Here is a 24,999-nt window from a genome sequence, read left to right on the forward strand (position 1 = left end):
CAGCCGATCTCGAAAAGTGAGATAATTGGCATCGAGTCGATCAAGGAAATCGATCATGCTCGATGCGCTCACCCTCGACCAGATGCGAGTCTTCGTGACCGTAGCCGAAGCCGGCAGCTTCCGTTCGGCCGCGGCGCGGCTGTCGCGGGCACAGTCGGCAATCAGCCATGCCATCGCCAATCTCGAGGCTCAGCTCGGCCTTTCCCTGTTCGACCGCTCCGCCCATCGCCCTGCCCTTACGGCGGAAGGCAAGGCCCTGCTCGCCGATATCAGGGAGGTGTTGCTGAGGGTCGGCGCCTTGAAGGCCCGCGCCCATGGCCTGAGCCGGGGCGTCGAGATCGAATTGTCGCTGACGATCGACGTGCTGTTCCCGTTTCCGCTGATCGGGGCAGCGCTCTGCGGCCTGCGCGAGCTCTATCCTTCCGTCTCGATCCGGCTCGCCATCGAGCCGCTCGGCGGGCCGATCGCGGCGCTGCTGGAGCGACGCAGCGCGCTCGCCATCACCGTCGGCGAGAACTTTCGCGACCCGCGCATCGCGATCGAGGCGCTCACGTCGATCGAGGTGATCGCGGTCGTCGCAGCGACGCATCCGCTCGCCCGGGCCGGCGATGGACGCCAATTGACCCGCTCCGAGCTCGCGCAGCATCTCCAGATCGTGCAGATCGACCCGACGCCGATCTCGGGCGCGCAGGATTTCAACGTGCTCTCGCCGCAGACCTGCCGCGTCACCGGGCAAGACACCAAGCATGCAATGATCCAGGCCGGACTTGGCTGGGGCCGGCTGCCGCACTGGCTGATCGAGCGCGATCTCGCCGAGGGCCGGCTGGTCCGGGTCGCGACCGGGGCGCTCGGCCGGAACGCGCAATTGCCGGCAGAAGCCTATCTCGCCCACCGCCTCGACGAGGCGATGGGCCCGGCCGCGCGCGCCTTTGCCGAGGCGCTGGCACGGCTCTGCGAGGTCAGAGTGCGACCTTGAACGGCGCTTCCGTCTTGGCCTTGATCTCGTCGAGCGTAACGCCTTCGGCGAGCTCGATCAGGGTCATGCCGCCGCCATTCTCGTCAATCGCGAAGACGCCGAGATCGGTGATCACCATGTCGACGACGCCGGCGCCGGTCAGCGGCAGGTCGCAGGCCTTGAGCAGCTTCGGCGATTCCGAGCCGTCCTTGTTCTTGGCGACGTGCTCCATCACCACGACGACCTTCTTGACGCCGGCGACGAGGTCCATGGCGCCGCCCATGCCCTTCACCATCTTGCCGGGGATCATCCAGTTGGCGAGGTCGCCATTCTCGGCGACCTGCATGGCCCCGAGGATGGAGAGGTCGATATGGCCGCCGCGGATCATGCCGAAGGAGTCGGACGAGGAGAAATAGCTCGTCGTCGGCAGTTCGGTGATGGTCTGCTTGCCGGCATTGATCAGGTCGGGATCCTCCTCGCCCTCATAGGGGAAGGGGCCCATGCCGAGCATGCCGTTCTCCGACTGGAGCTGCAAGCTCATGCCGTCGGGGATGTAGTTCGAGACAAGGGTGGGTATGCCGATGCCGAGATTGACGTAGAAGCCGTCCCTCAGCTCCTTGGCGGCGCGAGCGGCGATCTGTTCACGGGTCCAGGCCATGCGTTGATCTCCTTCTCAAGCCGTTTCGCGCTTGCGCACGGTGCGCTGCTCGATGCGCTTCACCGGATTGGCGACGTGCACGATGCGCTTCACGAAGATGCCAGGGGTGTGGATCTGGTCCGGGTCGATCTCGCCAGCCGGGACGAGATGCTCGACCTGGGCGATCGTCATGCGCGAGGCCGAGGCCATCATCGGATTGAAGTTGCGCGCCGTCTTCCGGTAGACGAGGTTGCCCTCGGTATCGCCCTTCCAGGCATGGACGATCGAGATGTCGGCGAAGAGGCCGCGCTCCATGATGTAGCGCTCGCCGTCGAACTCGCGCTCCTCCTTGCCTTCGGCGATCAGTGTGCCGACGCCGGTCTTGGTGAAGAAGGCGGGGATGCCGGCGCCGCCGGCACGGATGCGCTCGGCCAGCGTGCCCTGAGGGTTGAATTCGAGCTCGAGCTGGCCGGAAAGGTACTGCTCGGCGAAAAGCTTGTTCTCGCCGACGTAAGAGCTGATCATCTTCCTAATCTGCTTGGTCTCGAGCAGGATGCCGAGGCCGGCGCCGTCGACGCCGGCATTGTTGGAGATGAAGGTCAGGTTCTTGGCGCCGGAGTCGCGGATCGCCTCGATCAGCGTATCGGGAATGCCGCAGAGGCCGAAACCGCCGGCCATGATGGTCATGCCATCCTTGACGACGCCGGCGAGCGCCGCCTTGGCGTCAGGAAAAACCTTCTTCATCGGGATGCCTTCGTCGCTGGGTGATCGCAAGGGAGCCTTCGAAAACAACTAGCCGAGCGCATGGTGCGGTTGCAACATGCGTCACTGACGCGCCTCTCGTGCAGCGTTGCACGGCACATGACAGCCCGGCCCGGCCGATGCTACCAAACGGCGCGCCCTGCCTTCCGGAGCCACGCCCTTGTCCGCTTCCCGCTCCATCCTCTTGATCATCGGCGGCGGCATCGCCGCCTATAAGTGCCTGGAGCTGATCCGGCGCCTGAAGGATCACGGCATCGCCTGCCGCTGCATCCTGACCAGGGCCGGCGAGCAGTTCGTGACGCCGCTCGCGGTCTCCTCGCTCGCGGGCGAGAAATGCTTCACCGACCTGTTCTCGCTGACGGACGAGGCCGATATCGGCCATATCGCCCTGTCGCGCTCGACCGATCTTCTGGTCGTCGCGCCCGCCACCGCCGACCTCATCGCCAAGATGGCGAACGGCCATGCCGACGATCTCGCCTCCACAGCGCTACTGGCGACGAATAAACGGATCCTGATCGCCCCGGCCATGAACCCGCGGATGTGGCAGCATCCGGCGACGCAGCGTAACATGGCGACGCTGCAGAAGGATGGCGTCCTCGTCGTAGGCCCCAATTCCGGCGCCATGGCCGAGCGCGGCGAGAGCGGCCCCGGCCGGATGGCCGAGCCGCATGAGCTGCTCGCCGCGATCGAATTGGCGCTCGCCGGCGACAGCAGGCAGACGCCCTCGATCGGCTTTCTGGGCCGTCTGCCCGGTGGCGCGCCATCCGGGCCGAAGCCGCTGGCGGGCAAGCGCGTGCTCGTCACCTCCGGCCCGACGCATGAGCCGATCGACCCGGTGCGCTATATCGCCAACCGCTCCTCCGGCAAGCAGGGCCACGCCATCGCGGCAGCCGCGGCGGCCGCGGGCGCGCAGGTGACGCTGATCTCCGGGCCGGTGACCATCGCCGATCCGGTGGGGGTCAACACCGTCCATGTCGAGAGCGCCCGCGACATGCTGGCGGCGACCGAAAGCGCACTGCCGGCCGATATCGCGATCTTCGCCGCGGCCGTCGCCGACTGGCGCAGCGCCGATGCCGCCGGCCAGAAGATGAAAAAGGACGGCAAGGGCCCGCCCAGCCTCGCTCTGGTCGAGAACCCCGACATTCTCGCCACCATCGCGGCGCGCGAGGTTGACCGGCCGGCCCTGGTCGTCGGCTTCGCCGCGGAGACGCAGAACGTCGTCGACTATGCCCGCGCCAAGCTGGCGAAGAAGGGCTGCGACCTGATCGTGGCCAATGACGTCGGCGGCACCGGGGTGATGGGTGGCGACGCCAACACCGTCCACCTCGTCAGCACCGACAGCGTCGAGACCTGGCCGACCCTGCCGAAAGCGGAGGTGGCGACGCGCCTCGTCGCGCATTTCGCCGATCTGCTGGCGCACAAGGGCTGACGGCCGATGGCGACGCTCCGCATCCGGCGCCTGCCGCACGCCCACGATCTGCCGCTGCCGGCCTACGAGACCGCAGGCGCGGCCGGGCTCGATCTGCGCGCCGCCTTGTCCGACGGACCGCTTGAGCTGGTGCCGGGCGCGCGCCTGCTGGTGCCGACCGGTCTCGTGCTCGAACTGCCTGAGGGTACCGAGGGCCAGGTCAGGCCGCGCTCGGGCCTAGCACTGCGCCACGGTGTGACACTGCTCAATACGCCCGGCACGATCGATGCTGACTACCGCGGCGAGGTCAAGGTGATCCTGATCAATCACGGCCAGGAGGCTTTCATCGTCGCGCATGGCGACCGCATCGCCCAACTCGTCGTCGCCGCGGTGCTGCAGGTGGGAATCGTCGAGGTCGAGGAGCTCAGCGAAACCACGCGTGGCGCTGGTGGCTTCGGCTCGACGGGGATGAGCGACACCGCCTCCCGGCGGGGCGCCGGAGGCAAGGCATGATCCAGCTCTCGCGCCGTAGCCTGCTCGCGGTCACCGCAGTAGTCGACATCGCCCTGCATGCCCGGCCCACCCCGGTTGCGGCCAAGGCACTGGCGGCGCGGCACGAATTGCCGCCGCGCCATCTCGAAACGGTGCTGCAGGCGCTGGTCAGGGTCGGGATCCTCAAGGGCGTGCGGGGGCCGCGCGGCGGCTATGAACTCGCGCGCGAGCGCCGCCGCATCACCGCCGGCGAGATCGTGCGCGCCGCGATGCAGGCCAATGCCGACGAAACCCTGCCGCCACTGCCGCGTTCGGCCTTGGTGGACGCCGTGGTCGATCCGATGATGCAGCAGGCCATGGAAGCCTGGCTCGCCAGGCTCGACGCCGTCACCGTGGCCGATCTTTGTCGCGAGGCCGAAGAGCGCGCCGCGACCGGGAAGCCGACAGCCGACACAGATTTTACAATCTAGTATGTTAAATACTCCATTCCTCGACATATTCTGTGATTTGATGCTAGCTTGAGCGCAAGTTCTCGATCCGAGACGACCCGCCTAGATCACCAGCAAGGGAGGCCGCCATGGCCGACGCAACGCAGAAGCCCGCCCATGTTCCCGGCCGCGGCCGCGTCTACAATTCGATCACCGACACGATCGGCGACACCCCGCTGGTTCGCTTGAACCGCCTGCCGGCCGAGCGCGGCGTCAACGCGACGATCCTGGCCAAGCTCGAATTCTTCAACCCGATCTCCAGCGTCAAGGACCGCATCGGCGTCGCCATGATCGATGCGCTCGAGGCCTCTGGCGCGCTCAAGCCGGGCGGCACGTTGATCGAGCCGACCTCGGGTAATACCGGCATCGCACTCGCCTTCGTCGCCGCCGCGCGCGGCTATCGCCTCATCCTGGTCATGCCCGAGACGATGTCGCTCGAGCGCCGCAAGATGCTGGCCTTCCTCGGCGCCGAGCTCGTGCTGACGCCCGGCCCCGGCGGCATGCGCGGCGCCGTTGCCAAGGCCGAGGAGCTCAAGAACGAGATTCCCGGCGCGATCATCCCGCAGCAGTTCGAGAACCCGGCCAATCCGGCGATCCACCGCAAGACCACGGCGGAGGAGATCTGGAACGACACCAATGGCGCCGTCGACATCGTCATCTCCGGCGTCGGCACCGGCGGCACCATCACCGGCGTCGGCCAGGTGCTGAAGGCCAAGAAGCCGTCGGTGAAGATGGTCGCGATCGAGCCGGAGGATTCGCCGGTGCTGTCGGGCGGCCAGCCCGGCCCGCACAAGATCCAGGGCATCGGCGCCGGCTTCGTGCCGGGCATCCTCGACCGCGGCGTGATCGACGAGGTCGTCACCGTCGGCAACCAGACCGCCTTCGAGACCGCGCGCGCACTCGCCAAGGCCGAAGGCATCCCGGCCGGCATCTCCTCGGGCGCGGCCATCGCCGCGGCGCTGGAGGTCGGCGCCCGGCCGGAGAATGCCGGCAAGACGATCGTGGTGATCATCCCCTCCTTTGCCGAGCGCTACATCTCCAGCGCCCTGTTCGAAGGTCTGTGATCCCAGCGAGCCTGCAGATCGTCCGGCTGAGCGAGGCCCTGCCGGACGATCTGCCCGCCTTGCAGGACGAGGCGGCGGCCGAGGGCTATCGCTTCGTCGAAGGCATCCTGGAGGAATGGGATGCCGGGCGCTATGCCGGCACGGACGAGCGGAGCACGCTGTTCGCCGTCTATCGCGAGGGCATTTTAGCGGCGATCGGCGCGGTGACGCCCGACCCTTACGACCCGGCGCCCGATCTGCTGCGCATCCGCCATGTCTATGTCCGGCCGGGCAACCGGCGCGAAGGCGTCGGCCGTGCGCTCGCCGGCGCGCTGATCCAGCAAGGCCTTGCGCTGGCGCCGCGGCTCTCGCTCAATGCCGCCGATGCCGGCGCATCCGCCTTCTGGGAGGCGATGGGTTTTCGGCCGGATAGCAGCGGCACGCGCCGCAGCCATCTGCTGGCGCGCTGAGATACTCAGTTTCGCAGCGTGATCCGGTTGCCCCAGGGATCGACCGCCGATCCGGCATCGCCACCGGACGCCGCCAGGCGCCGGCTCAGCGCCGCGCGAGCCTCATCGTCACGCGCGACAAGCTCGAAACTCGCCAGACCCGCCTCATTCTCGCGGCGTGGGCCGGCGCCGCGGCTGTGCCAGGTGTTGGTGGCGATGTGGTGGTGGTAGCCGCCGGTCGCCATGAAGCTCGCGCCGGGATAGTGCACCATCACCTCGAAGCCGAGCGCATCGCGGTAGAAGCGCTCGGCCTCTGCGACATCGCCGACGCGCAGATGGATGTGGCCCATCACCGTGCGCTCCGGCATGCCGGCATAGGCGCGCCCGTCGGCGTCGCGCAGCAGCGCGTCGAGGTCGAGCCGCTCGGTCGCCATCTTGAGCCGGCCGCCGTCGAGGCGCGGCCATTCGGGGCGGCTGCGGTCGCGATAGACCTCGATGCCGTTGCCCTCGGGATCGGAGAGATAGAGCGCCTCGCTGACGAGATGGTTCGAGGCGCCTTCCAGCCCGATGCGCGCCTCGGCTGCATGCCGCAGCCAGTTGCCGAGATCGCGGCGCGAGGGCAGCAGGATCGCCATGTGGAACAGGCCGGCGGCCGAAGATGGGTGCTGTGCGCCGGCTTCCAGCTTCACCAGCGGCTCCCCGCCCGCGCCGAGCACGGCATGGTCGGCATCCTGCTCGATCACCGAAAGCCCGATCGCATCCCGATAGAATGCCGTCAGGCCAGGGAGATCGCGCACGCGCAGGGAGACCGCGCCGATATGGACGGGGGCATCGAGCGCCTCGTTGCGGGGCTGGGCCTGGGTGTCGGCGGCTACGGACATGGGGCTGCTCCAAACTTGCGGCGGCAGGGCCGCCCGTCAGCAAGATGGGGTTTTCAGCCGCGCTTGTCGTCCCCTCGCGAGGCAAGTCCGAGATTGCATAGCCGCAATCCTGCTCCACCGTCATTGCGAGGAGCGAAGCGACGAAGCAACCCAGGGGCCAGGAGCTCTGCGAGCTGGATTGCTTCGCCCCGCTCGCGATGACGGCCAAGGCCGTCAGGCCCGCTCCGCCAGCGCCCTTGCGATCGCCGCCCGGAACTCGGGGATGCCGAGCCCCTTCTCGCTGGAGGTCAGCAGCACCTCGGGAAAAGCGGCCGGGCGCCGCCTGATCTTCTCGGCGGTCGCCGCAATCATGGCCTCCTGTTCGGATTTCTTGAGCGCATCGCCCTTGGTCAGGATCACCTGATAGGACACCGCTGCCTTGTCGAGCGTCTTCAGCACGTCGTCGTCGACATCCTTCAGGCCATGCCGGGCGTCGATCAGCACATAGACCCTCATCAGATTGGCGCGGCCGCGCAGATAGTCGTGGATCAGCCTGGTCCAGGCCGCGACCTTCTCCTTGCCGACGGCGGCATAGCCATAGCCGGGCATGTCGACGATGGTCAGGCGCTCGTCATGGCCGACCTGGCGGAAGAAGTTGAGCTGTTGGGTCCGGCCCGGCGTGTGCGAGGTGCGCGCCAGCGCGTTGCGGCGGGTGAGCGCGTTGATCAGGCTCGACTTGCCGACATTGGAGCGGCCGGCGAAGGCGATCTCCTGGCCGACCATGGGCGGCAAATCGTCGATCCGGGTCGAGGCCCAGACGAACTCCCACGGCCCCTCGAAGAGTTTTCGGGCGGATTCGAGTTCGTCGTCGCTGAAGGGCGCGGTCTGATCTGTGGTCATCGCCCCTGCCTACACGGCGGCGCGCAGCGCGTCGATGTCCGCGCCGGCGATCAGGGGCAGGTTGCGTGCGATCTTCTCGGGCTCCCAGTCCCACCAGCGGACTTCGAGCAGGGCCGAGATCACCTCCGGCGCGAAACGCAGCTTCACGACGCGGCCGGGATTGCCGACCACCACGGCATAGGGTGGCACATCGCGGGACACCTGGGCGCGCGTCCCGATGATCGCGCCGTCGCCGATGCTGACGCCGGGCATGATCACCGCCTCGCGGCCGATCCAGACATCGTTGCCGATCACGGTGTCGCCGCGCAGGCCGAGGCCGTCGCGGGTGAAGTCGGGCACGTTCTCGAAACCGAACATGCCGAACGGATAGGTCGAGAAGCCGCCCATCGGATGGTTGGCGCCGTTCATGATGAACTGCGCCGCCTGGGCGATCGCGACGAACTTGCCGATGATCAGCCGGTCGCCGATGAAGTCGAAATGATAGCGCACGCAGCGGGCGAGGAAGTGCTCGGGCCCGCGCGAGTCATCATAGTAGCTGTAGTCGCCGACCTCGACGAGCGGATGGTCGACCACGGCCTTGAGGAAGGCCGTGCCCTTCCAGCCGGCGATCGGATGGCGGGTCTTGGGATCAGGTAAGGGCATGGCGCGGCACTAAGCACATCGCCACCGCCCCGGACAAGCCGCGAAGCGGCACGAGGCCATCCGCAAAACAAAAACGCCGGAGCCCCGAGAGGCGTCCGGCGTTCCATGTCATCGTGGCCGGGGCTCTCGCCCCGCGGCCTCACTTCTTGTTGCTGTTCGCCGGCTTCGGCGTCGTGGCGGCGCCGTTCGCGGTCGCCGGCTTCTTGCTGAACATGCCCTTGAGATTGTCCCAGAGCTCGATCTTCACGCCGTGCTTGCGCATGATGTAGCCCTGCTGGGCGACCGAAAGCAGGTTGTTCCAGCTCCAGTAGATCACCAGGCCGGCCGGGAACGAGCCGAGCAGGAAGGTGAAGAACACCGGCATCCAGGTGAACATCATCTTCTGGACCGGATCCGGCGGCTCCGGATTCATCTTCATCTGCACGAACATCGTGATGCCCATCAGGATCGGCCAGATGCCGAGATGCAGCATGGCCGGCGGCGTGAACGGCAGGAGGCCGAACAGGTTGAAGAGATTGGTCGGGTCCGGCGCGGCGAGGTCCTTGATCCAGCCATAGAACGGCGCGTGCCGCATCTCGATGGTGATGAACAGGATCTTGTAGAGCGCGAAGAAGACCGGGATCTGCACCAGCACCGGCCAGCAGCCGGCGAGCGGGTTGATCTTCTGGGTCTTGTACAGCTCCATCAGCGCCTGCTGCTGCTTCATCTTGTCGTCAGCATAGCGCTCGCGGATCGCCATCATCTCCGGCTGCACCGCCTTCATCTTCGCCATCGAGGCGTAGGACTTGTTGGCGAGCGGGAAGAACAGCAGTTTCAGCAGGACGGTCACGACCAGGATGGCGATGCCGAAATTGCCGACATGCTTGTAGACCCAGTCCATCACGTAGAACATCGGCTTTGTGATGAAATAGAACCAGCCCCAGTCGATCATCAGCTCGAAGCGCTTGATGCCGAGGTTCTTTTCGTAACCGTCGATCGCGGCCACTTCCTTGGCGCCGGCGAACAGGCGCGAGGAGGCGCTGGCCGAAGAGCCCGGCGCGACATTGACGGCTTCGCCGAGGAAGTCGGCCTGATAGGTGCGCACCGAACCGGTCTGCACCGAGGAATAGCGGCCCTCGTATTTCTTGCCCTGGTCGGGGATGGCGGCCGCGGCCCAATACTTGTCGGTGATGCCGACGAAGCCGCCGACCACATCCTTCCAGGCCTTGCCATGCGTCGCCGAGCCGAGCGCCGGCTCCTTGTCGATGGCGTCATAGGTGTATTCCTGCAGACCCTGCTCGCCGAGCGAGCCGATCATGCCCTCGTGCAGCACATAGTAGCCGAGCGTCGCCGGCTTGCCGACGCGAACGACCTGGCCATAGGGGTAGAGGGTGACGGCGTTGGCGCCCTTGTTCTCGACCTCGTCGCGGATCGAGAACATCGCATTGTCGTCGACCGCGATGGTGCGCTTGAAGGTGAGGCCCTGGCCGTTATCCCAGCTCAGCACCACCGGCTTGGCCGCGGTCAGGACCTGGCTGTCGGCAGTCCAGACCGTCGTCGCGTTCGGCAAAGCGACATTGGCGCCCGGCCCCGCAACCCAGCCGAAATCGGAATAATAGGCATTCGGCCCGCCGGCCGGCGAGAGCAGCACGATGATCGGGCTCTTCGGATCGACCGTCTCATGATAGGCCTTGAGCGAGACGTCGTCGATGCGCGCGCCGGTCAGCGAGAGCGAACCGGCGATCTTGGGCGTGTCGATCTTGAGGCGCGGACCGGCGGCGAGCGCCGCCTCGCGGGTCGCGGCGGTGGCGGCCGTGACGGGTGCCTGGCCGGGCTGCGCCGGAGCGCTGCCCTGGCCCGGAGCCGGAGCGGTGCCGGGAGCCGCCGGCGCGCCGGACGGCTGAGTTGCCTGCTGGCTCTGCGTCTGCTGGTTCTGCTGCGCGATCTGCTTCTGCTTCTCGGCCTGGGGCAGACCGTAGAAATATTGCCAGCCGAGCAGCACGACGACCGAGAGCGTGATCGCCAGCAGCAGATTGCGGTTGTCTTCTTTCATCATCATCGTCTGAAAACGGTCTCGCTGGCGGCCCTGGCGGGCGTCTATGAGGCTTGGCGCGAAGCGGAGCGCCGGTCGGGGCGGCGCTTGCCGCCGCTCGGGCGGGCGCGGTCGAGCGCGACCGCAATGTCAGCGACCATGGCCGTGAACGCAGCGTTCACGGTCTCTGGTCGGGCGACGATCACGAGATCGCAGGGCTTGCCGGTCTGCTCCGCGAGGGCAAGTGCAGCGGCAGCGCGCAGGCGGCGGCGGATGCGGTTGCGCACCACGGCGTTGCCGGTCTTACGCGAGGCGGTCAGGCCGAGGCGCAAACCCTCCTGTTCCGGCTTGTCGAGGACCTGCGCGGTGAAGGCGGACGAACGAAAACGGCGGCCGTGCTCGGCCGCCGCGAGAAAGTCCTTGCGTTGCGTCAGACGGGCGAGGCGCATGGCGATTGGCCAGTCTTCCGGAACGGGCGCGCCTGAAGCGCGCCTTGAGTTCATCAGGCCGACAGGCGCTTGCGGCCGTGGGCGCGACGAGCGGCGATGACCTTGCGGCCGCCCTTGGTCGCCATGCGGGCGCGGTAGCCGTGGCGGCGCTTGCGCACCAGCTTGCTGGGTTGATAGGTTCTCTTCACGGTCCGTCTCCGGGGCCTTGTTCGGCAGGGCGAACACGGCTCCCGGAGGGAAAGCCAGCGTCAGCCAAGCCTGTCATGCAATAAGGGTCAGCGCTGCCGGGGCAGCGCAGGTCGCGGGCTTATGGCGGATGGGGCGGATGAAGTCAATCCTAAGCGGCATGCGCCGCACGGTCGCGGCCATGACAAGCACCCCCCTATCCAGCGCCGGCATCGGACACGCTCCTGTTTTCGACCGGGAATGGGATGCGCAGAGGCAGTTTCCGGAGGTCGCCGACCCCGCCGGATACCGCGCCGCCCGGATATGGAACTGCAAATACCGGACTCTGAAACCGGTCGCTGCCTTCACCGGCCTGGAAGAGCTGGCGATCATGTCGATTCCGGATCCCGATCTGACGTTCCTCCAAGGGCTCGGTAGCTTGACGTATCTGCGGCTGCTGCACCTGCCGAAGGTGACCGATCTGGCGCCGCTTGCGCATCTTCAGAATCTCAGGACACTGCTGATCGAGACGCCGCCGAGCTGGGACTCCGGCAGCAAGCGGCTGACGGTCGCCTCATTCGAGCCGCTGGGAGAACTGCGCAGCCTCGAGAACATCACGCTGATCGGCATCCGCACGCCCGAGCAATCGCTGCGGCCGCTCGAGCGGTGCAGCAATCTGCGCACCGCCTGGTTCGGCCATCTCCCCAAGGACGAGATCGCCCGGTTCCATGCGGCGACCGGCTGCATCGGCGCCTACTCACCGCCGCCGAAGCTCATCCGCGTCTGAGCGAGCCGGCAAGATGTCGCTTGCGCTCAGCCCCCAAAATACCGATATAGCGCCCGGGAGGTTGGCGAGGGACGTCTCACTCGCCAACCCGGTCAGGTCCGGAAGGAAGCAGCCGTAACGAGACCGAACGGGTCTTCGTCCAACCTCCTACTTCAGCGCGAGCTTCGGCTGCGCTTGAACCGTGCGCGCCGCGCCTCCTCACATTCCTGACGCGTTCGCGCTCTCCTATGGCAGATGCGCCGTTGACCGGCGCGCCGCGATTGGCGAAAGCAGGGGCATGACCGACGAGACCGTCCCCGCCGACGAGCCGGGCTTCCCCGGCATGGCCCCGGTGCCAGCCCCGGCCGCAGCGCCCGCGGGCTACCGCGTGCTGGCGCGCAAATACCGGCCGGCGCATTTCGGCGACCTGATCGGCCAGGACGCCATGGTCCGGACGCTGACCAACGCGTTTGCTGCCGGGCGCATTCCGCAGGCCTGGATGCTGACCGGCGTGCGCGGTGTCGGCAAGACCACGACGGCGCGTATCCTGGCGCGGGCGCTGAACTATCAGAACGCGGATGGCAGCGGCGCTCCGACCACCGACCTCTCGCAGTTCGGCGTGCACTGCCAGGCGATCGTCGAGGGCCGCCATATCGACGTGATGGAGATCGACGCCGCCTCGAACAACGGCGTCGACAATGTCCGCCAGATCAACGACGCGGTGCGCTACGCCCCGACCAGCGCGCGCTACAAGGTCTACATCATCGACGAGGTCCACATGCTCTCGGGAGGCGCCTTCAACGCCTTCCTGAAGACGCTGGAGGAGCCGCCGCCGCACGCCAAGTTCATCTTCGCCACAACCGAGATCCGCAAGGTGCCGGTGACGGTGCTGTCGCGCTGCCAGCGCTTCGATCTGCGCCGCGTCGATGCCGCCCTCCTCGTCGGCCATCTCGACAGGATCTGCCAGGCGGAAGGGATCGAGGCTGAAGGAGAGGCGCTCGCCGCCGTGGCCCGCGCCGCCGAGGGCTCGGTACGCGATTCGCTCTCGATCCTCGACCAGGCGATCGCCCATGCCGGCGGCAGGATCACCCTGGACGAAGTCCGCACGATGCTCGGTCTCTCCGATCGGGCGCGCGTGATCGACCTGTTCGAGCTCACGATGAAGGGCGACATCGCCGGTGCCCTGACCGAGCTCAGGGCACAATACGACGCCGGGGCCGATCCGGCGGTGGTGCTCGCCGACCTCGCCGAGTTCAGCCATCTCGTCACCCGCCTCAAGCTCGTGCCGGAGGCGGCCAAGGATTCAAGCCTGTCCCAGGCCGAGCGGGTACGCGGCGCCGATTTCGCCCAGCGCCTCTCGATTCGCGTGCTGGCCCGAGCCTGGCAGATGCTGCTGAAGGCGATCGGCGAAGTCCGCCAGGCCGACCGGCCGGTGATGGCCGCCGAGATGGCGCTGGTGCGCCTCGCTCATGCCGCCGACCTGCCGACGCCCGACGAGGCGCTGCGGATGCTGCGCGACGGCAGCGGCGCCGTCGGTGGCAATGGCTCGCCCGCGCCGCGCCCGCCCTCGGGCGGTGGTGCGACCGCGCTCGCGGCCCGCCCGGTGCTGGCCAGCGCCAATCCGATGCCTGCCGCCGCGCAGCCGCGCGCCAGCGCCCTGCCGCAGCCGCAGAGCTTCGAGGAGGTCGTCGCGCTCGCCTCGCGCCAGCGCGACATCACCATGAAGCTGGCGCTGGAGCGCGATGTCCGCCTGGTGCGCTTCGAGCAGGGCCGGATCGAGTTCGCGCTGGCCGAGCATGGCAACCGCATGCTCGCCAACGATTTGTCGAAGCGGCTGAAGGAATGGACCGGCCAGACCTGGCTGGTTGCCGTCGTCAACGCCGAGGGCACGGCGACGCTGCGCGAGCAGGCGGCGGCGGCGCGCGACAAGCGCGAGAACGACGCCGCCAACCACCCGGCCGTGCGCGCCGTGATGGAGCGTTTCCCGGGCGCACGCATCGTCGACGTCCGCGATCCGCGCGCGGCGGAAGCCGAGACGCCGACCACCGCTGCCGGTGGCGACGAGGATCTGCCGGAAACCGAGCCGCTCTTCGACGACAGCGAGCCCGATTTCGACGGCGTCGAATTCTGGACCGACAACTGACGAGGGAGCGCCGCCATGCGCGACATGATGGGCCTGATGAAGCAGGCGCAGGACATGCAGAAGAAAATGGCCGACATGCAGGCCCAGCTCGAGACGCTCGAATTCGAGGGCTCGGCCGGCGGCGGTCTGGTGAAGGTGGTGATGACCGCCAAGAACGTGCTGAAATCGGTGAAGATCGACCCGAGCCTGATGGTTCAGGGCGAGGAGGAGATCCTCGAGGACCTCGTCATCTCCGCCAGCAACGACGCCCGCAACAAGGCCGAGCGCTCGGTGCAGGAGCGGATGGCCGAGGTCACCCGCGGCCTGCCGATCCCGCCTGGCATGAAGCTGTTCTGAGGGTCGAAGGCAGTCATGCCCGGGCTTGACCCGGGCATCTCTTTCAGAATGCCTCTTGTCCCGAGATGGTCGGCTCAAGGCCGACCATGACGCCCCAGAGACCCATGTCGAAAGCCATCGCCGGCCCCGAGATCGAGCGCCTGATCCAGCTCCTGGCCAAATTGCCGGGCCTGGGCCCCCGCTCGGCCAGGCGCGCCGCGCTCCATCTCGTCAAGAAGCGCGAGCAATTGCTCGGCCCGCTGGCCGAGGCGATGGCGGTGGCGCGCGAGCGCATCGTCGTCTGCTCGACCTGCGGCAATGTCGACACCAGCGACCCGTGCGGGCTCTGCCGCGATCCGCGCCGCGACGACAGCCTGATCGTCGTCGTCGCGGACATCGCCGATCTCTGGGCGCTGGAGCGCTCCGGCGCGGTCGGCGGCCGATATCACGTGCTGGGCGGCGTGCTCTCGGCGCTCGACGGTATCCGGCCTGAGAACCTGACGCTCGACGCGCTCGTCGCCCGCGCCTCGGAACCGGCGGTGAAGGAAGTGATCCTCGCGCTCAACGCCACGGTCGAAGGCCAGACCACCGCGCATTTCATCACCGACCTGCTGGCGCATCTCGAGATCAAGGTGACCAAGCTCGCCCATGGCGTGCCGGTCGGCGGCGAGCTCGACTATCTCGACGACGGCACGCTGGCGGCCGCGATCCGCCAGCGCACGGGCTTCTGAGGCTTTTCAGTCGTCCCAGGGCCGATTGCTCTTGCAGCGGTAGCCAACGAAGCATTGCGGGGTGTCGCGGGCCGGCACCCAGGCCGGATCGGCATATTCGTCGAACTGGCAGAAGCCGCGATGGACCACGAAACGGTCATAGGTATAGCCACCGGTGCCGAGTACGATCGCGCCGTTGGCGATGACGCTCTGGCGGTTGGCGGCGCAACTGAGCGACTGGGATTGCGGGCGCCCTTGCGCCAGCGCCGTACCGGCGAGACCGAGGGCAAAAAGCATCGTGAGAATCCGGGTCATCTGTCGCGTCCGCTGAATTGGCTCCGCTGGGATTGTAACATGCTTGCGCCCCGGGTGTTCCCGCTTTGCCTTGACGGCGCCGCATGGTTCCGCCATCGCTCACCGCGTCATGCTCGGGCTTGTCCCGAGCATCCACGTCTTCCCCTTTTCATCCACGTCGCAAAACGTGGATGGTCGGCACAAGGCCGACCATGACGAGAGAGCCGCTCCATGTCCCTGACCGATCTCGCCACCACGATCGACGCCGCCTGGGAGAACCGGGCCGAGATCGGCATCAGCACCAAGGGCGCGATCCGCGAGGCGGTCGAACAGGCGATCGAACTGCTCGATTCCGGCCAGGCCCGCGTCGCCGAGAAGGTCGGCGGCGAGTGGGTGACGAATCAGTGGCTGAAGAAGGCGGTGCTGCTCTCCTTCCGCCTCGCCGACAACGAGATCATGGCGCATGGCCCGGGCGAAGGCGTGTTCTGGGACAAGGTGCCGTCGAAGTTCGCCGGCTGGGGCGAGAACCGCTTCCGCGCCGCCGGCTTCCGCGTCGTGCCGCCGGCGGCGGCGCGCAAGGGCTCCTATCTCGCGCCGAACGTCATCCTGATGCCGTCCTTCGTCAATATCGGCGCCTATGTCGATTCCGGCACCATGGTCGACACCTGGGCGACGGTCGGCTCCTGCGCCCAGATCGGCAAGAACGTGCATCTCTCCGGCGGCGTCGGCATTGGCGGCGTGCTTGAGCCGCTGCAGGCTAACCCGACCATCATCGAGGACAACTGCTTCATCGGCGCCCGCTCCGAGGTGGTCGAGGGCGTCGTCGTCGGCGAAGGCTCGGTACTCGCCATGGGCGTGTTCATCTCGGCCACCACCAAGATCGTCGACCGCGCCACCGGCCATGTCCATGTCGGCAAGGTGCCGCCCTATTCGGTCGTGGTCGCCGGCTCGCTGCCGGGCAAGCCGCTGAATGACGGCACGCCCGGTCCCTCGCTCTACTGCGCCGTGATCGTCAAGACGGTCGACGCCCAGACCCGCGCCAAGACCGGCATCAACGAACTGCTGCGCGACTAAAGCTGGAGAAAGCGGAGCCCATGAAGGCCCTTCTGAGCGCCGCAGCCCTCTCGCTCTTCACCCTCTCAGCGCAACAGCCGCGCGCCGAGCAGGTCAACCTGACGCTGAAGCTCGTCGACGAGACCGGCAAGCCGCTGGCCGGGCAGGCGATCAGGGTCGCGATCGGCTCGGAGGCCGATGCCAGCGCGCCAAGCGCCGGCCAGCGCCTGTCGACCGACATGGGCGGCGTCGTACGCATGAACGCCGAGGCGACGATCGATCGTCGCAGCGTCTCCTCGACCAGCGTCTTCACCCGCCACCCGGCCGAGCATGTCGTCATCGGAGTCGAGCTCGATCTGATCGGCCGGCGTGCGCTCTACCGCGTCCGGCTCGACCAGACCAAGGCCGGCACGATCGGCCAGATCAACGCCTTCCTGGCAGGGGCTGGCGGCCGCTTCGACCAGCCACTCGCCTTCCATGCCGATACCCACAGCTGGAGCCTGCCCGACGATCCTGCCGGCCTGCGTCTGACCGGGATCGGCGCCGAGCTCAAGGCGCACAATATGGAAGGCTCGGCCGAGACCGGCCGCACCATCACGCTCACCATCGCCAAGCAGAGCTTCAAACGGCGGTAGGCGCGAGGTTACCCTCGCGCTCACCCGCAACTAGCGCTCAGGCGCCGGGGATCGGATTCGGCGCAGGCTCGGCTGAACCCGGCGCCAGCTCCTGCCGCTGCGCAGCCGGCGAGGCGGCGAGCGCATCGCGCAGCGCCTGCTCCTGCGAATGGTCGAGCGAGGTCTTGAGCACGACCCCGCCGGTGCCCTTGATCGCCTCGAGCACCTTGTCGCCCGTCATCTTCTGGATCAGCACGAAGAGCGCGGCATTGCCCGGCTGCAGGCTGGCGGACAGCTCCTTCATGAAGGCGTCGTTGACGCCGTAATCGCTCAGCGCCCCGCCGAGCGCGCCGGAGGCGGCGCCGATCGCCGCACCGAAGATCGGCATCAGGAAGATCGCGCCGATCAGCAGGCCCCAGAAGCCGCCGGAAGCCGCGCCGAGCGCGGTGGTGTTGAGCAGCTGGTTGAGCTTGACCTTGCCATCCTCGTGCATCACCGCGATCGCGGCGTCGCTGATCTGGATCAGGTATTCCTTCTGCAGCCCGAAGAGCTTCTGCCGCATTTCCTCGGCCCTGGCTTCGGTCGGATAGACGATGACGACGAGATCGGACATGGCGCTACTCCTCTGACGCGACAGCTCAAGCTGCAACCGCTCTGTGACGGGCTTGCGGCAAACGCGCGACGAAGCGGCCCGTTCCGCTAATCCCCGGCCACCTCCTTCGCAGCCGCGAGAGCCGAACCACGCAGCGGCAGCTCCTGCATGCGTAACAGGAAGAGCAGCGCCAAGGCGAATCCCGCAAAGCTCGCCGCGAAGACATAGCGGAACAGCCCAACCATGGTGGCGCGATCGACGCCGCCGGCCTTGAGCGTCTCGGCCGAGAGCCCGGCGCCGCTGGCACCCATGCCGCCGAGCACGATAGCGCCGAAGATGGCGACGATCAGCGCCCCGCCGATCTGGCGGAAGAAATTGGCCGTGCCGGTGGCCGTGCCGAGCTGGTGCATCGGCACGGCGTTCTGGATCGAGACGGTCGCGACCGGCAGGAGCATGCCGAAGCCGACGCTGATCAGGGCGAGGACGAGCCCGAAGGCCCAGAGCGGCAGCTGGTCGCCATAGGCGATCAGCACGGCGGTGCCGACGAGCGCGAGACTCAAGCCCGCGACCGGCACGCGCTTGTAATGCGTCAGCCTGCCCATCGCCCGGCCGGACGAGGTTGCACCGAGGACCGTGCCGCAGGTCAGCGGGATCAGGCCGAGCCCGGAATTGGCGGCGGACAGGCCCGCCACGGTCTCGAAATAGAGCGGCAGGTAGATGGTGAGGCCGATGAAGGTGCCCATGCCGAAGCCGGCGGCGATGGTGGCATTGCGGACTACCGGATTGGCCAGGACGGTCAGCGGGATCAGCGGTTCGTCCGCGGTGCGCAGGCGCCAGGCGAAGCAGATCCAGAGCAAAGTCGAGCCGGCGACCAGGCCGAGGATCGGCGGCGAGCCCCAGGGATAATGCGTGCCGCCCCAGGACAGCGCGAGCAGCAGTGTCATGGTCGCGCCGGTCATCAGCAGCGCGCCGAGCACGTCGAGCTTGTGCGGCCGCTCATGCCGCGGCAGGCGCTGCAGGGCCTTGTCGGTCATCCAATAGGCGCCGATTCCGAGCGGCAGGTTGATCCAGAAGATCACCGACCAGTGCAGCGCCTCGGCGATCAGGCCGCCGAGCACCGGGCCGAGCAGCGAGGAGGTGAAGAAGACGGTGGCGAAATAGACCTGGTATTTGCCGCGCTCCTTGGGCGGGACCATGTCGCCGACGATGGTCTGCGCCATGGCGATCAGTCCGCCGCCGCCGAGCCCCTGCACGAAACGGGCGGCGACCAGCAGCCAGAGCGAGGGCGCGAGCGCGCAGGCGAGCGAGCCGATCACGAAGATCACGATGCCGCCGAGCATGGTGACGCGCCGGCCATGGATGTCGGCGAACTTGCCATAGAGCGGCGTCACCGCCGTCGAGGCGAGCAGATAGGCAGTGACGACCCAAGGCAGATGGGCGACGTCGCCGAGTTCGCGCCCGATCGTCGGCATCGCGGTCGCGACAATGGTCTGGTCGAGCGCGGCCAGGAACATGGCGAGCATGGTCCCGATCAGGATCGACCGGATGTCGGCATGGGAAAGCGCCGCCTGCGCCGGCGGCGTCTCGACCCGCTTGTCCATCGGTGCTCGGCTCGTCCTGTGTCTGGGGAATGGTGGAGGATAGAACGCGGGCCCGTCATGCGCCAGAGGTGGAGACGCAAGGCCGCCGCGAAGTGGGCGCAGCCCAGATTCGCGCGGCACGGGCGCTGCGGCTAGCATAACGCCTTCCACTGCGAGGGATCATGCGCGCGCATCTGCTCCTGGCCCTGTTGCCGATGATGCCGATCGCCGCCGAGGCGCTCGAGCTGACCGGCCGCTATGGCTATGCCGGCGAATGGGCGGTGACGGCGACACTCGTCGAGACGGAGTCAGCCGCTTCCAAGCGCAAGCGCGATTTCACCGGGCCGATCAAGCTGAAGCACCTCGCCATCTGTGGTCCGGGCGAGGTCCCGGAGAAAATCGGCACACTCAGCCTGCGGCGCGATGGACAGCGCTATGCCGCGATGCTGGTGGTTGGCGAGGAGAGCTGCGCGGTGACCGGCATCCTGGCAGAGGACGGCGTCGCCTTCGCCGATTGCGGCAAGGCCGGGAAGATACCGCTGAGGCTCTGGCTGAAATGATGAACTTACGCTGTGTGGCCGCCCTCGTGGCCGCTCTCTCCTGCGGCACTGCTTTGGCCGATACACGACCTTCCTTGTGCCAGCCTAGCGAGACGGCGATCTTCTCCTGCGCGATCGGCAGCAAGATCGCCTCGCTCTGCGCCTCGCCCGATCTTGGACCGAGACAAGGCAGGCTGACCTATCGCTTCGGCCGCAAGGGAGCGATGGAGCTGATCCATCCGGAAGCGCCGATGCCACCGGACCAGGCCTTCAGCACCGCCGTCGTCGGTGATGCCGGTTTCGGCGGCGACATCGTCCGCTTCGGTCGTGGCGACACGCGCTACACACTCTATTCGATCATCGTGAAAGGACAGGGCGAACGCGACGGCGTTCTCGTCGCCAGAGGCGGCCGCCGGCTCGCCGACCTCAAATGCAGGGATTTCGCGCTCGGCACCGATGCCTGGAAGCTGCTCTACCGCGCCAAGCTGCCCAAGGCAGAGCCGGCCTCGCTCGACTAGTCCTGCACGTCCGCCTCCGGCACCTTCAGGATCATCGCCTCGTCCGCGCCGATCGGACGGCCATCCTCGGTCTGCACGGTCAGCGTGACCTTGCGGCCGCTGTCGCGCTCGATCAGCGAGGAGTGCTTCTCGCCCGGCCCGAACAGGTGCTGCTCGCCCCATTGCCTGAGCGCCACCATCACCGGGAAGAGATCGCGGCCCTTGGTGGTCAGCCGGTATTCCTGCCTGGTGCCACCGGCCGTGGCCGGAACGGCTTCGAGGATGCCGCGCGCCGTCAGCGTGCGCAGCCGCTCGGACAGGATGTTGCGGGCGATCCCAAGGCTTTTCTGGAATTCGCTGAAGCGGGTCATGCCGTCGAAGGCGTCGCGCACGATCAGCAGCGACCACCAGTCGCCAATCGCGTCGAGCGCCCGGGCGCTCGGGCAATAATCGCTGATCAGGCTGCGGCGCTTGACCATGGCTGCGGCGTTCTCCTCAAGGCTCCGTGATCGAACAATTGGTTGCAAGATAAAACTCGGGCCGCTACACCGCAATGAGTTTCATTATGAAACTTATCTAGCGGAGACTCCACCCATGCGACTGGACCCTGAGGCGGCGCCCACCGGCGCCGCGAGCGCTGGCGCACGCCCATCGCCTCCTCCGCCGGCAGCACGGCTTTCAGCCGGCATGATCCTGCTTTTCGCGGTGGCGAGCGGGCTCGCCGTCGCCAATGCCTATTTCGCCCAGCCGCTGCTCGACATCATCGCCAACGATCTCCAGCTCTCGCGCGCCACGGTCGGCCTCGTCGTCGGCGCGACGCAGCTGGGCTACGGGCTCGGCCTGATCCTGCTGGTGCCGCTCGGCGATCTCGTAGACCGGCGCAAGCTCGTCGTGCTGCAATCGCTGCTCTCGGTCGCGGCGCTGATCTGCGTCGCCTTCTCTACCTCCGGCACGATGCTGCTCGCGGCGATGGCGGCGATGGGCTTCCTTGCCGTGGTAACGCAGGCCTTCGTCGCCTATGCCGCCAGCCTGGCGCGGCCGGAGGAACGCGGCCAGGTCGTCGGCTCCGTCACCAGCGGGATCGTGCTCGGCATCCTGCTCGCCCGCGCCATCGCCGGCGCGACAGCCGATATCTCGGGCTGGCGAGCGGTCTATCTGCTCTCGGCGGCGGCGACGCTGATCATCGCCGCGATCCTGTTCTGGACCCTGCCGGCCGAGCGCAAGCCGCCGGCCCGGCTCTCCTATCCGCGCCTGATCGGCTCGCTCTTCACCTTGTTCCGGCAGGAACGGGTGTTCCAAATCCGCGCAGTGATCGCCATGCTGATCTTCGCCGACGTCACCACGCTGCTGACGCCGCTGGTGCTGCCGCTGGCCGCTCCGCCGCTCTCGCTGTCGCATACGGCGATCGGCCTGTTCGGCCTCGCCGGGGCGGCGGGCGCGCTCGGTGCGGCACGCGCCGGCGCCTGGACCGATCGCGGCCATGGCCAGCGTATCACCGGCATCGCGCTTGCTTTGATGCTGTTCGCCTGGCTGCCGATCGGGCTGCTGCCGCAGTCGATCCTCTTCCTGATCGCCGGCGTGCTGATTCTCGATTTCGGCCTGCAGGCGGTGCATGTCACCAACCAGGCGATGATCTATCGCGTCCGGCCGGAGGCGCAGAGCCGCCTGACCGCCGGGTACATGGTGTTCTATTCGATCGGCAGCACGCTTGGGTCGTCGAGCTCGACGCTGGTCTATGCACAGGCCGGCTGGACCGGCGTCAGCCTGCTCGGCGCGGCGATCGCTACGGTCGCGCTGGTGTTCTGGGCGGCGACGCTGAAGGCGATGCCGATCGAGGCAACGCGGGCGGTGACGGGCAAACCTGCCATCTGAAACGATCAGGGCCGCTGCCTTGCGGCAACGGCCCTGACGCCCCCCTCACTGAAGACCGGTCACTTCAGCTTGGCGGCAATCGCCTGCAGGCCGGCATTGGCGCATTCCTCGTCGAGATGGCCGCCCGGGGCGCCGCCGACGCCGACCGCAGCGATCACCTCGTCACCGACCTTCACCGGCACGCCGCCGCCGAGCAGCAGGAAGCCGGGGATGTGGACGAGATTGCGGGCGCCGGCATTGTTGGCGGCAGCCTCGGCCATGGCGCCGGTGTTGTTCTTGGCCGAAGCCGAGGTGAAAGCCTTCGCGCGGCTGGCGTCGATGGTGTGCGGGCCGGCGCGGTCAGCGCGGATGGTGGCGAGCACGACGCCGCCACGGTCGACCACGGTCGCGGCGACGTTGAAGTTCTTGGCGGCGCAGGCGGCGACGGTCGCCTGGGCGAGCTCGACGGCAAGCGCGGACGGCAAAGCGCGGACCTGCGCGAGCTGGGCCTGGGCAAGCGTCGGCAGGGCAATAGCGGCGGACATGATGGCGAGACGGGCGAACGACATGGCAATCCCTCTGGTGACCACCGTTTCGGTGTGAGGGAACAATGCCGAAGCCGGCTTCGCCCGTGCATCCGGGCGATCCGCGCTGACCTTAGGTAGTTCTACCGATCGGCTCCGACGAGATGCAGCCGGACCATCTCGGCGACGGAGGTCGTCTCCAGCTTCTCGGCGAGATGGGCGCGGTGCGTATCGACGGTGCGCGGCGAGATCGCCAGCGCCCGCGCGATCTCCTTGGTCGAGCGACCCTCGGCGATCAGAGCGAGGATCTCGGCCTCGCGCTGCGACAGGCGAGCGAGCCGTTCGCGTGACAAGGCGCTGCCGCTTTCGGCGGCGAGCATGCCGTCGAGCGTCGCCAAAGCCGCCTGGACGGTGTCGATCAGCACCTGCTCGTCGACCGGCTTGGTCAGGAAATCGGCGGCGCCGTTGCGGAAGGCGGCGCGACAGGCCTCGACATCGCCATGGCCGGTGATGACCACGACAGGCCAGCGGCAGCGCGCGGCCGCGAGCCGTTCCTGCAGCTTCAGCCCGGTCAGGCGCGGCATGCGGATATCGGTGACGATGCAGCCCGGCCGCAAGCCGGGCAGCGCCTCCAGGAAGGCGGCGGCGTCGGCATGCGGCTGGACCTCGAGCCCGACGGTACGCAGCAGGAAGCTCAGCGCCTCGCGCACCTCCCAATCATCGTCGATCAGATGGACGAGTTGCCGGCTCATTCGGCCGCCTCCTTCCGAGCCTCGCCCGCAATGCGCGGCAGGCGGACGCTGAAGACTGCGCCGCCCTCCGCCGCATTCTCGGCAGCGAGCACTCCGTCGAAGCGCTCGACCAGCCTTACGCAAAGCGCGAGGCCGAGACCGAGCCCGGCCGGCTTGGTCGTGAAGAACGGTTCGAACAGCCGCGCCTGCGCTTCCGGCGACAGGCCGGGACCGCTATCGCGGACCGCGAGCACGGCATCGCCGCCTTGCGTGCCGACCTCGATCGTCACGCTGCGCTCGCCGTCTTGGCCCTCGACCGCCTCCAGCCCATTGCGGGCGAGGTTGAAGACGACCTGTTCGAGCTGGACGCGGTCAGCGCGCACCAGTGGCCGGCTCTCGTCACCGGCTACCCGCAGCGTCGCGCCGACACTCTGAGCGTTCGCGGCAAGGAGATGGACGACCTCGCCGGCCAGCCCGGTCAGGTCGACAGTCTCGACGACGGGCTCGGACTTGCTGATCCAGGCGCGCAGCCGCCCGAGGATGTCGCCAGCGCGGCGGGCATTGCGCGCGATCGCCTCGAAGGCGCCGGCGAGCACCGCCTGATCCTGCGCCGGCTGCGTGAGTAGGCGTCTCCCAGCCTGGGCCTGGCCTAGGATCGCGGTCAGGGGCTGCGTCAGTTCATGGGCGATGCCGGAGGCGAGCTCGCCCATGGCGTTGACGCGTCCGGCATGGGCGAGACGGGCATCCTGCTCGGCCAGCACGGCTTTTCGAGCCGCCTCCTGCGCGGCACTGCGGGCTTCGAGCAGGCGGTCGATCAGGAGCGCGGCGAGCGCAATGACCAGGCCCACCAGTACGAGAAAGCCCAATGGTGGCAATGGCCAGTTGGGCCCGCTCGTCGTCAGCGTCAGCCGCAGCGGCTGGGTGCGGCTGGCGATGTCGGCACGGAAGGCACTCGCCGGCTGGTCGCTCGCCTGGCCGGGCTCGATCAGCCGCAGCTGGACCACAGCCCCTTCCGGCAGCGGCGTATCGCTCGCCGAGAGCCTGTTCATGTCGATGACCAGCGCGAGCGCGTAATGGCCGACGCCGTCGGTGAGCGCCCGCTTGACCAGAAGCAGCCTGCTGCCGCCTTCGAGCGCACGGGTGCGCAGGTTCGACCCGACCGCCTGCCGCGCCTCCTCCGCAACGACAGCGGGATCGGTGGCGTCGAGCAATGAGCGTGGCGGATTCGGCGCCAGATCGACGACGTCGATACCGACGATGCGTGGATAGAAGCGGATGATGCTGGCCGCCACCTGCTCGACGGTCGCGACGGGGGCGGGCTCAGCCGCCTGCACCAGCGCCGACAGGCTGGTCAGATGCGCGTCGTGCTGATCGACCCGCTGCGAGATCAGGCGATGCAGGGTCCGCCCGGCTTCCTCCAGCGCGGCGGCATCCTGGCTGCGCCGGTTCAGCGAATAGGCGGCGCAGGCGAGCCCGAATGCCACAAGGCCCGCGACGAGGATGGCGGCACGGCGCGACCTCCTCAGCAT

The 24,999-nt window shown here is 67.8% G+C and carries 30 protein-coding genes and 1 other RNA gene; 16 read left to right on the top strand and 15 right to left on the bottom strand.

The genetic code is table 11. The features are described from left to right. Positions 1–55: 55 nt before the first annotated feature. The gene (locus BMZ69_RS13605; protein WP_092157346.1) at positions 56–976 is read left to right on the top strand and encodes a LysR family transcriptional regulator; all 921 of its coding nucleotides are present in this window, start codon (positions 56–58) and stop codon (positions 974–976) included. Here the strand turns inward: BMZ69_RS13605 and BMZ69_RS13610 are convergent. Together BMZ69_RS13610 and BMZ69_RS13615 are read right to left on the bottom strand one after the other, a co-directional pair. After that, on the bottom strand, positions 960–1,613 hold the full coding sequence (locus tag BMZ69_RS13610; protein WP_092157348.1) for a 3-oxoacid CoA-transferase subunit B: 654 nt from the start codon (positions 1,611–1,613) through the stop codon (positions 960–962). The genes BMZ69_RS13605 and BMZ69_RS13610 overlap by 17 nt on opposite strands. 15 nt (positions 1,614–1,628) lie before the next feature. After that, positions 1,629–2,336: a CoA transferase subunit A gene (locus BMZ69_RS13615; protein ID WP_092157350.1), complete on the bottom strand. Its 708-nt coding sequence runs from the start codon at positions 2,334–2,336 to the stop codon at positions 1,629–1,631. Between the two features lie 178 nt (positions 2,337–2,514). Between BMZ69_RS13615 and BMZ69_RS13620 the strand changes: the two genes are divergently transcribed. The 5 genes from BMZ69_RS13620 (at position 2,515) to BMZ69_RS13640 (ending at position 6,255) form a co-directional block, all read left to right on the top strand. Beyond that, positions 2,515–3,783: a phosphopantothenoylcysteine decarboxylase domain-containing protein gene (locus tag BMZ69_RS13620; RefSeq protein ID WP_092157352.1), complete on the top strand. Its 1,269-nt coding sequence runs from the start codon at positions 2,515–2,517 to the stop codon at positions 3,781–3,783. A 6-nt stretch (positions 3,784–3,789) separates the two neighbouring features. Next, positions 3,790–4,275: a dUTP diphosphatase gene (gene dut, locus BMZ69_RS13625; RefSeq protein ID WP_092157354.1), complete on the top strand. Its 486-nt coding sequence runs from the start codon at positions 3,790–3,792 to the stop codon at positions 4,273–4,275. After that, a complete protein-coding gene (locus BMZ69_RS13630; protein ID WP_092157356.1) occupies positions 4,272–4,724 on the top strand; it encodes an RrF2 family transcriptional regulator in 453 nt (150 codons plus the stop codon). Before dut ends, BMZ69_RS13630 begins: the two co-directional genes overlap by 4 nt. A gap of 107 nt (positions 4,725–4,831) precedes the next feature. Then, on the top strand, positions 4,832–5,806 hold the full coding sequence (gene cysK / locus BMZ69_RS13635) for a cysteine synthase A (RefSeq protein ID WP_092157358.1): 975 nt from the start codon (positions 4,832–4,834) through the stop codon (positions 5,804–5,806). Further along, positions 5,803–6,255 (top strand): GNAT family N-acetyltransferase, encoded by a 453-nt coding sequence (locus BMZ69_RS13640; protein ID WP_092157360.1) that lies wholly within the window; start codon positions 5,803–5,805, stop codon positions 6,253–6,255. The genes cysK and BMZ69_RS13640 overlap by 4 nt, the downstream gene beginning before the upstream one ends. A gap of 5 nt (positions 6,256–6,260) precedes the next feature. Here the strand turns inward: BMZ69_RS13640 and BMZ69_RS13645 are convergent, their stop codons facing one another. The 6 genes from BMZ69_RS13645 to rpmH all read right to left on the bottom strand — a co-directional run bounded on the left by BMZ69_RS13645 (position 6,261) and on the right by rpmH (position 11,284). Beyond that, positions 6,261–7,115 (bottom strand): VOC family protein, encoded by an 855-nt coding sequence (locus tag BMZ69_RS13645; protein WP_092157362.1) that lies wholly within the window; start codon positions 7,113–7,115, stop codon positions 6,261–6,263. A gap of 213 nt (positions 7,116–7,328) precedes the next feature. After that, complete coding sequence (yihA, locus tag BMZ69_RS13650) at positions 7,329–7,994, bottom strand: ribosome biogenesis GTP-binding protein YihA/YsxC (RefSeq protein WP_092157364.1); 666 nt, start codon at positions 7,992–7,994, stop codon at positions 7,329–7,331. Between the two features lie 9 nt (positions 7,995–8,003). Then, the gene (locus BMZ69_RS13655) at positions 8,004–8,636 is read right to left on the bottom strand and encodes a CatB-related O-acetyltransferase (protein ID WP_092157366.1); all 633 of its coding nucleotides are present in this window, start codon (positions 8,634–8,636) and stop codon (positions 8,004–8,006) included. A 139-nt stretch (positions 8,637–8,775) separates the two neighbouring features. Beyond that, positions 8,776–10,668, bottom strand: coding sequence for a membrane protein insertase YidC (yidC, locus tag BMZ69_RS13660; protein WP_092157555.1), 1,893 nt, complete (start codon positions 10,666–10,668; stop codon positions 8,776–8,778). Between the two features lie 44 nt (positions 10,669–10,712). Then, the gene (gene rnpA / locus BMZ69_RS13665) at positions 10,713–11,096 is read right to left on the bottom strand and encodes a ribonuclease P protein component (protein WP_175506799.1); all 384 of its coding nucleotides are present in this window, start codon (positions 11,094–11,096) and stop codon (positions 10,713–10,715) included. 53 nt (positions 11,097–11,149) lie between these two features. Then, positions 11,150–11,284, bottom strand: a complete 135-nt coding sequence (rpmH, locus tag BMZ69_RS13670; RefSeq protein WP_038364779.1) for a 50S ribosomal protein L34 — start codon at positions 11,282–11,284, stop codon at positions 11,150–11,152. A 158-nt stretch (positions 11,285–11,442) separates the two neighbouring features. Between rpmH and BMZ69_RS13675 the strand changes: the two genes are divergently transcribed. The 5 genes from BMZ69_RS13675 to recR all read left to right on the top strand — a co-directional run bounded on the left by BMZ69_RS13675 (position 11,443) and on the right by recR (position 15,216). Further along, positions 11,443–12,048: a leucine-rich repeat domain-containing protein gene (locus BMZ69_RS13675; protein ID WP_092157370.1), complete on the top strand. Its 606-nt coding sequence runs from the start codon at positions 11,443–11,445 to the stop codon at positions 12,046–12,048. A gap of 55 nt (positions 12,049–12,103) precedes the next feature. Continuing rightward, positions 12,104–12,200: signal recognition particle sRNA small type (ffs, locus tag BMZ69_RS13680), an RNA gene on the top strand. Positions 12,201–12,325: 125 nt separating this feature from the next. Beyond that, complete coding sequence (locus tag BMZ69_RS13685) at positions 12,326–14,170, top strand: DNA polymerase III subunit gamma/tau (RefSeq protein WP_092157372.1); 1,845 nt, start codon at positions 12,326–12,328, stop codon at positions 14,168–14,170. Between the two features lie 15 nt (positions 14,171–14,185). Then, positions 14,186–14,506 (top strand): YbaB/EbfC family nucleoid-associated protein, encoded by a 321-nt coding sequence (locus tag BMZ69_RS13690; RefSeq protein WP_092157374.1) that lies wholly within the window; start codon positions 14,186–14,188, stop codon positions 14,504–14,506. Between the two features lie 104 nt (positions 14,507–14,610). Next, complete coding sequence (gene recR / locus BMZ69_RS13695; RefSeq protein ID WP_092157376.1) at positions 14,611–15,216, top strand: recombination mediator RecR; 606 nt, start codon at positions 14,611–14,613, stop codon at positions 15,214–15,216. A gap of 6 nt (positions 15,217–15,222) precedes the next feature. Here recR and BMZ69_RS13700 read toward each other — a convergent pair whose 3' ends face one another. Beyond that, positions 15,223–15,510, bottom strand: coding sequence for a hypothetical protein (locus BMZ69_RS13700; RefSeq protein WP_092157379.1), 288 nt, complete (start codon positions 15,508–15,510; stop codon positions 15,223–15,225). A gap of 210 nt (positions 15,511–15,720) precedes the next feature. Between BMZ69_RS13700 and dapD the strand changes: the two genes are divergently transcribed. Together dapD and BMZ69_RS13710 are read left to right on the top strand one after the other, a co-directional pair. Next, entirely contained in the window at positions 15,721–16,563 is an 843-nt protein-coding gene (gene dapD, locus BMZ69_RS13705) for a 2,3,4,5-tetrahydropyridine-2,6-dicarboxylate N-succinyltransferase (protein ID WP_092157381.1), read from the top strand. A gap of 20 nt (positions 16,564–16,583) precedes the next feature. After that, a complete protein-coding gene (locus tag BMZ69_RS13710; protein ID WP_092157383.1) occupies positions 16,584–17,177 on the top strand; it encodes a hypothetical protein in 594 nt (197 codons plus the stop codon). 37 nt (positions 17,178–17,214) lie between these two features. Here the strand turns inward: BMZ69_RS13710 and BMZ69_RS13715 are convergent, their stop codons facing one another. Further along, complete coding sequence (locus tag BMZ69_RS13715) at positions 17,215–17,769, bottom strand: DUF1269 domain-containing protein (RefSeq protein ID WP_092157385.1); 555 nt, start codon at positions 17,767–17,769, stop codon at positions 17,215–17,217. Positions 17,770–17,855: 86 nt separating this feature from the next. Further along, complete coding sequence (locus BMZ69_RS13720; RefSeq protein WP_092157387.1) at positions 17,856–19,349, bottom strand: MDR family MFS transporter; 1,494 nt, start codon at positions 19,347–19,349, stop codon at positions 17,856–17,858. Positions 19,350–19,510: 161 nt separating this feature from the next. On the opposite strand from BMZ69_RS13720, the gene BMZ69_RS13725 reads away from it, so the two are divergent. Together BMZ69_RS13725 and BMZ69_RS13730 are read left to right on the top strand one after the other, a co-directional pair. Beyond that, a complete protein-coding gene (locus tag BMZ69_RS13725; protein ID WP_092157389.1) occupies positions 19,511–19,888 on the top strand; it encodes a hypothetical protein in 378 nt (125 codons plus the stop codon). Positions 19,889–19,962: 74 nt separating this feature from the next. Continuing rightward, positions 19,963–20,385 (top strand): hypothetical protein, encoded by a 423-nt coding sequence (locus BMZ69_RS13730; RefSeq protein WP_092157391.1) that lies wholly within the window; start codon positions 19,963–19,965, stop codon positions 20,383–20,385. Here the strand turns inward: BMZ69_RS13730 and BMZ69_RS13735 are convergent. Continuing rightward, the gene (locus BMZ69_RS13735; protein ID WP_092157393.1) at positions 20,382–20,843 is read right to left on the bottom strand and encodes a winged helix-turn-helix transcriptional regulator; all 462 of its coding nucleotides are present in this window, start codon (positions 20,841–20,843) and stop codon (positions 20,382–20,384) included. The genes BMZ69_RS13730 and BMZ69_RS13735 overlap by 4 nt on opposite strands. 208 nt (positions 20,844–21,051) lie before the next feature. On the opposite strand from BMZ69_RS13735, the gene BMZ69_RS13740 reads away from it, so the two are divergent. Continuing rightward, complete coding sequence (locus BMZ69_RS13740; protein WP_244543358.1) at positions 21,052–22,236, top strand: MFS transporter; 1,185 nt, start codon at positions 21,052–21,054, stop codon at positions 22,234–22,236. Positions 22,237–22,295: 59 nt separating this feature from the next. Here the strand turns inward: BMZ69_RS13740 and BMZ69_RS13745 are convergent, their stop codons facing one another. The 3 genes from BMZ69_RS13745 to BMZ69_RS13755 form a co-directional block, all read right to left on the bottom strand. Further along, positions 22,296–22,784: a GlcG/HbpS family heme-binding protein gene (locus tag BMZ69_RS13745; RefSeq protein ID WP_092157397.1), complete on the bottom strand. Its 489-nt coding sequence runs from the start codon at positions 22,782–22,784 to the stop codon at positions 22,296–22,298. 98 nt (positions 22,785–22,882) lie between these two features. Continuing rightward, positions 22,883–23,491: a response regulator transcription factor gene (locus BMZ69_RS13750; RefSeq protein ID WP_092157400.1), complete on the bottom strand. Its 609-nt coding sequence runs from the start codon at positions 23,489–23,491 to the stop codon at positions 22,883–22,885. After that, positions 23,488–24,999 carry a sensor histidine kinase gene (locus BMZ69_RS13755; RefSeq protein WP_092157402.1) on the bottom strand — a complete coding sequence of 504 codons (1,512 nt, stop codon included), beginning with the start codon at positions 24,997–24,999 and terminating at the stop codon, positions 23,488–23,490. The genes BMZ69_RS13750 and BMZ69_RS13755 overlap by 4 nt, the downstream gene beginning before the upstream one ends.

The organism is Allobosea sp. CRIB-10, assembly GCF_900112185.1.
Taxonomy (GTDB): Bacteria; Pseudomonadota; Alphaproteobacteria; order Rhizobiales; family Beijerinckiaceae; genus Allobosea.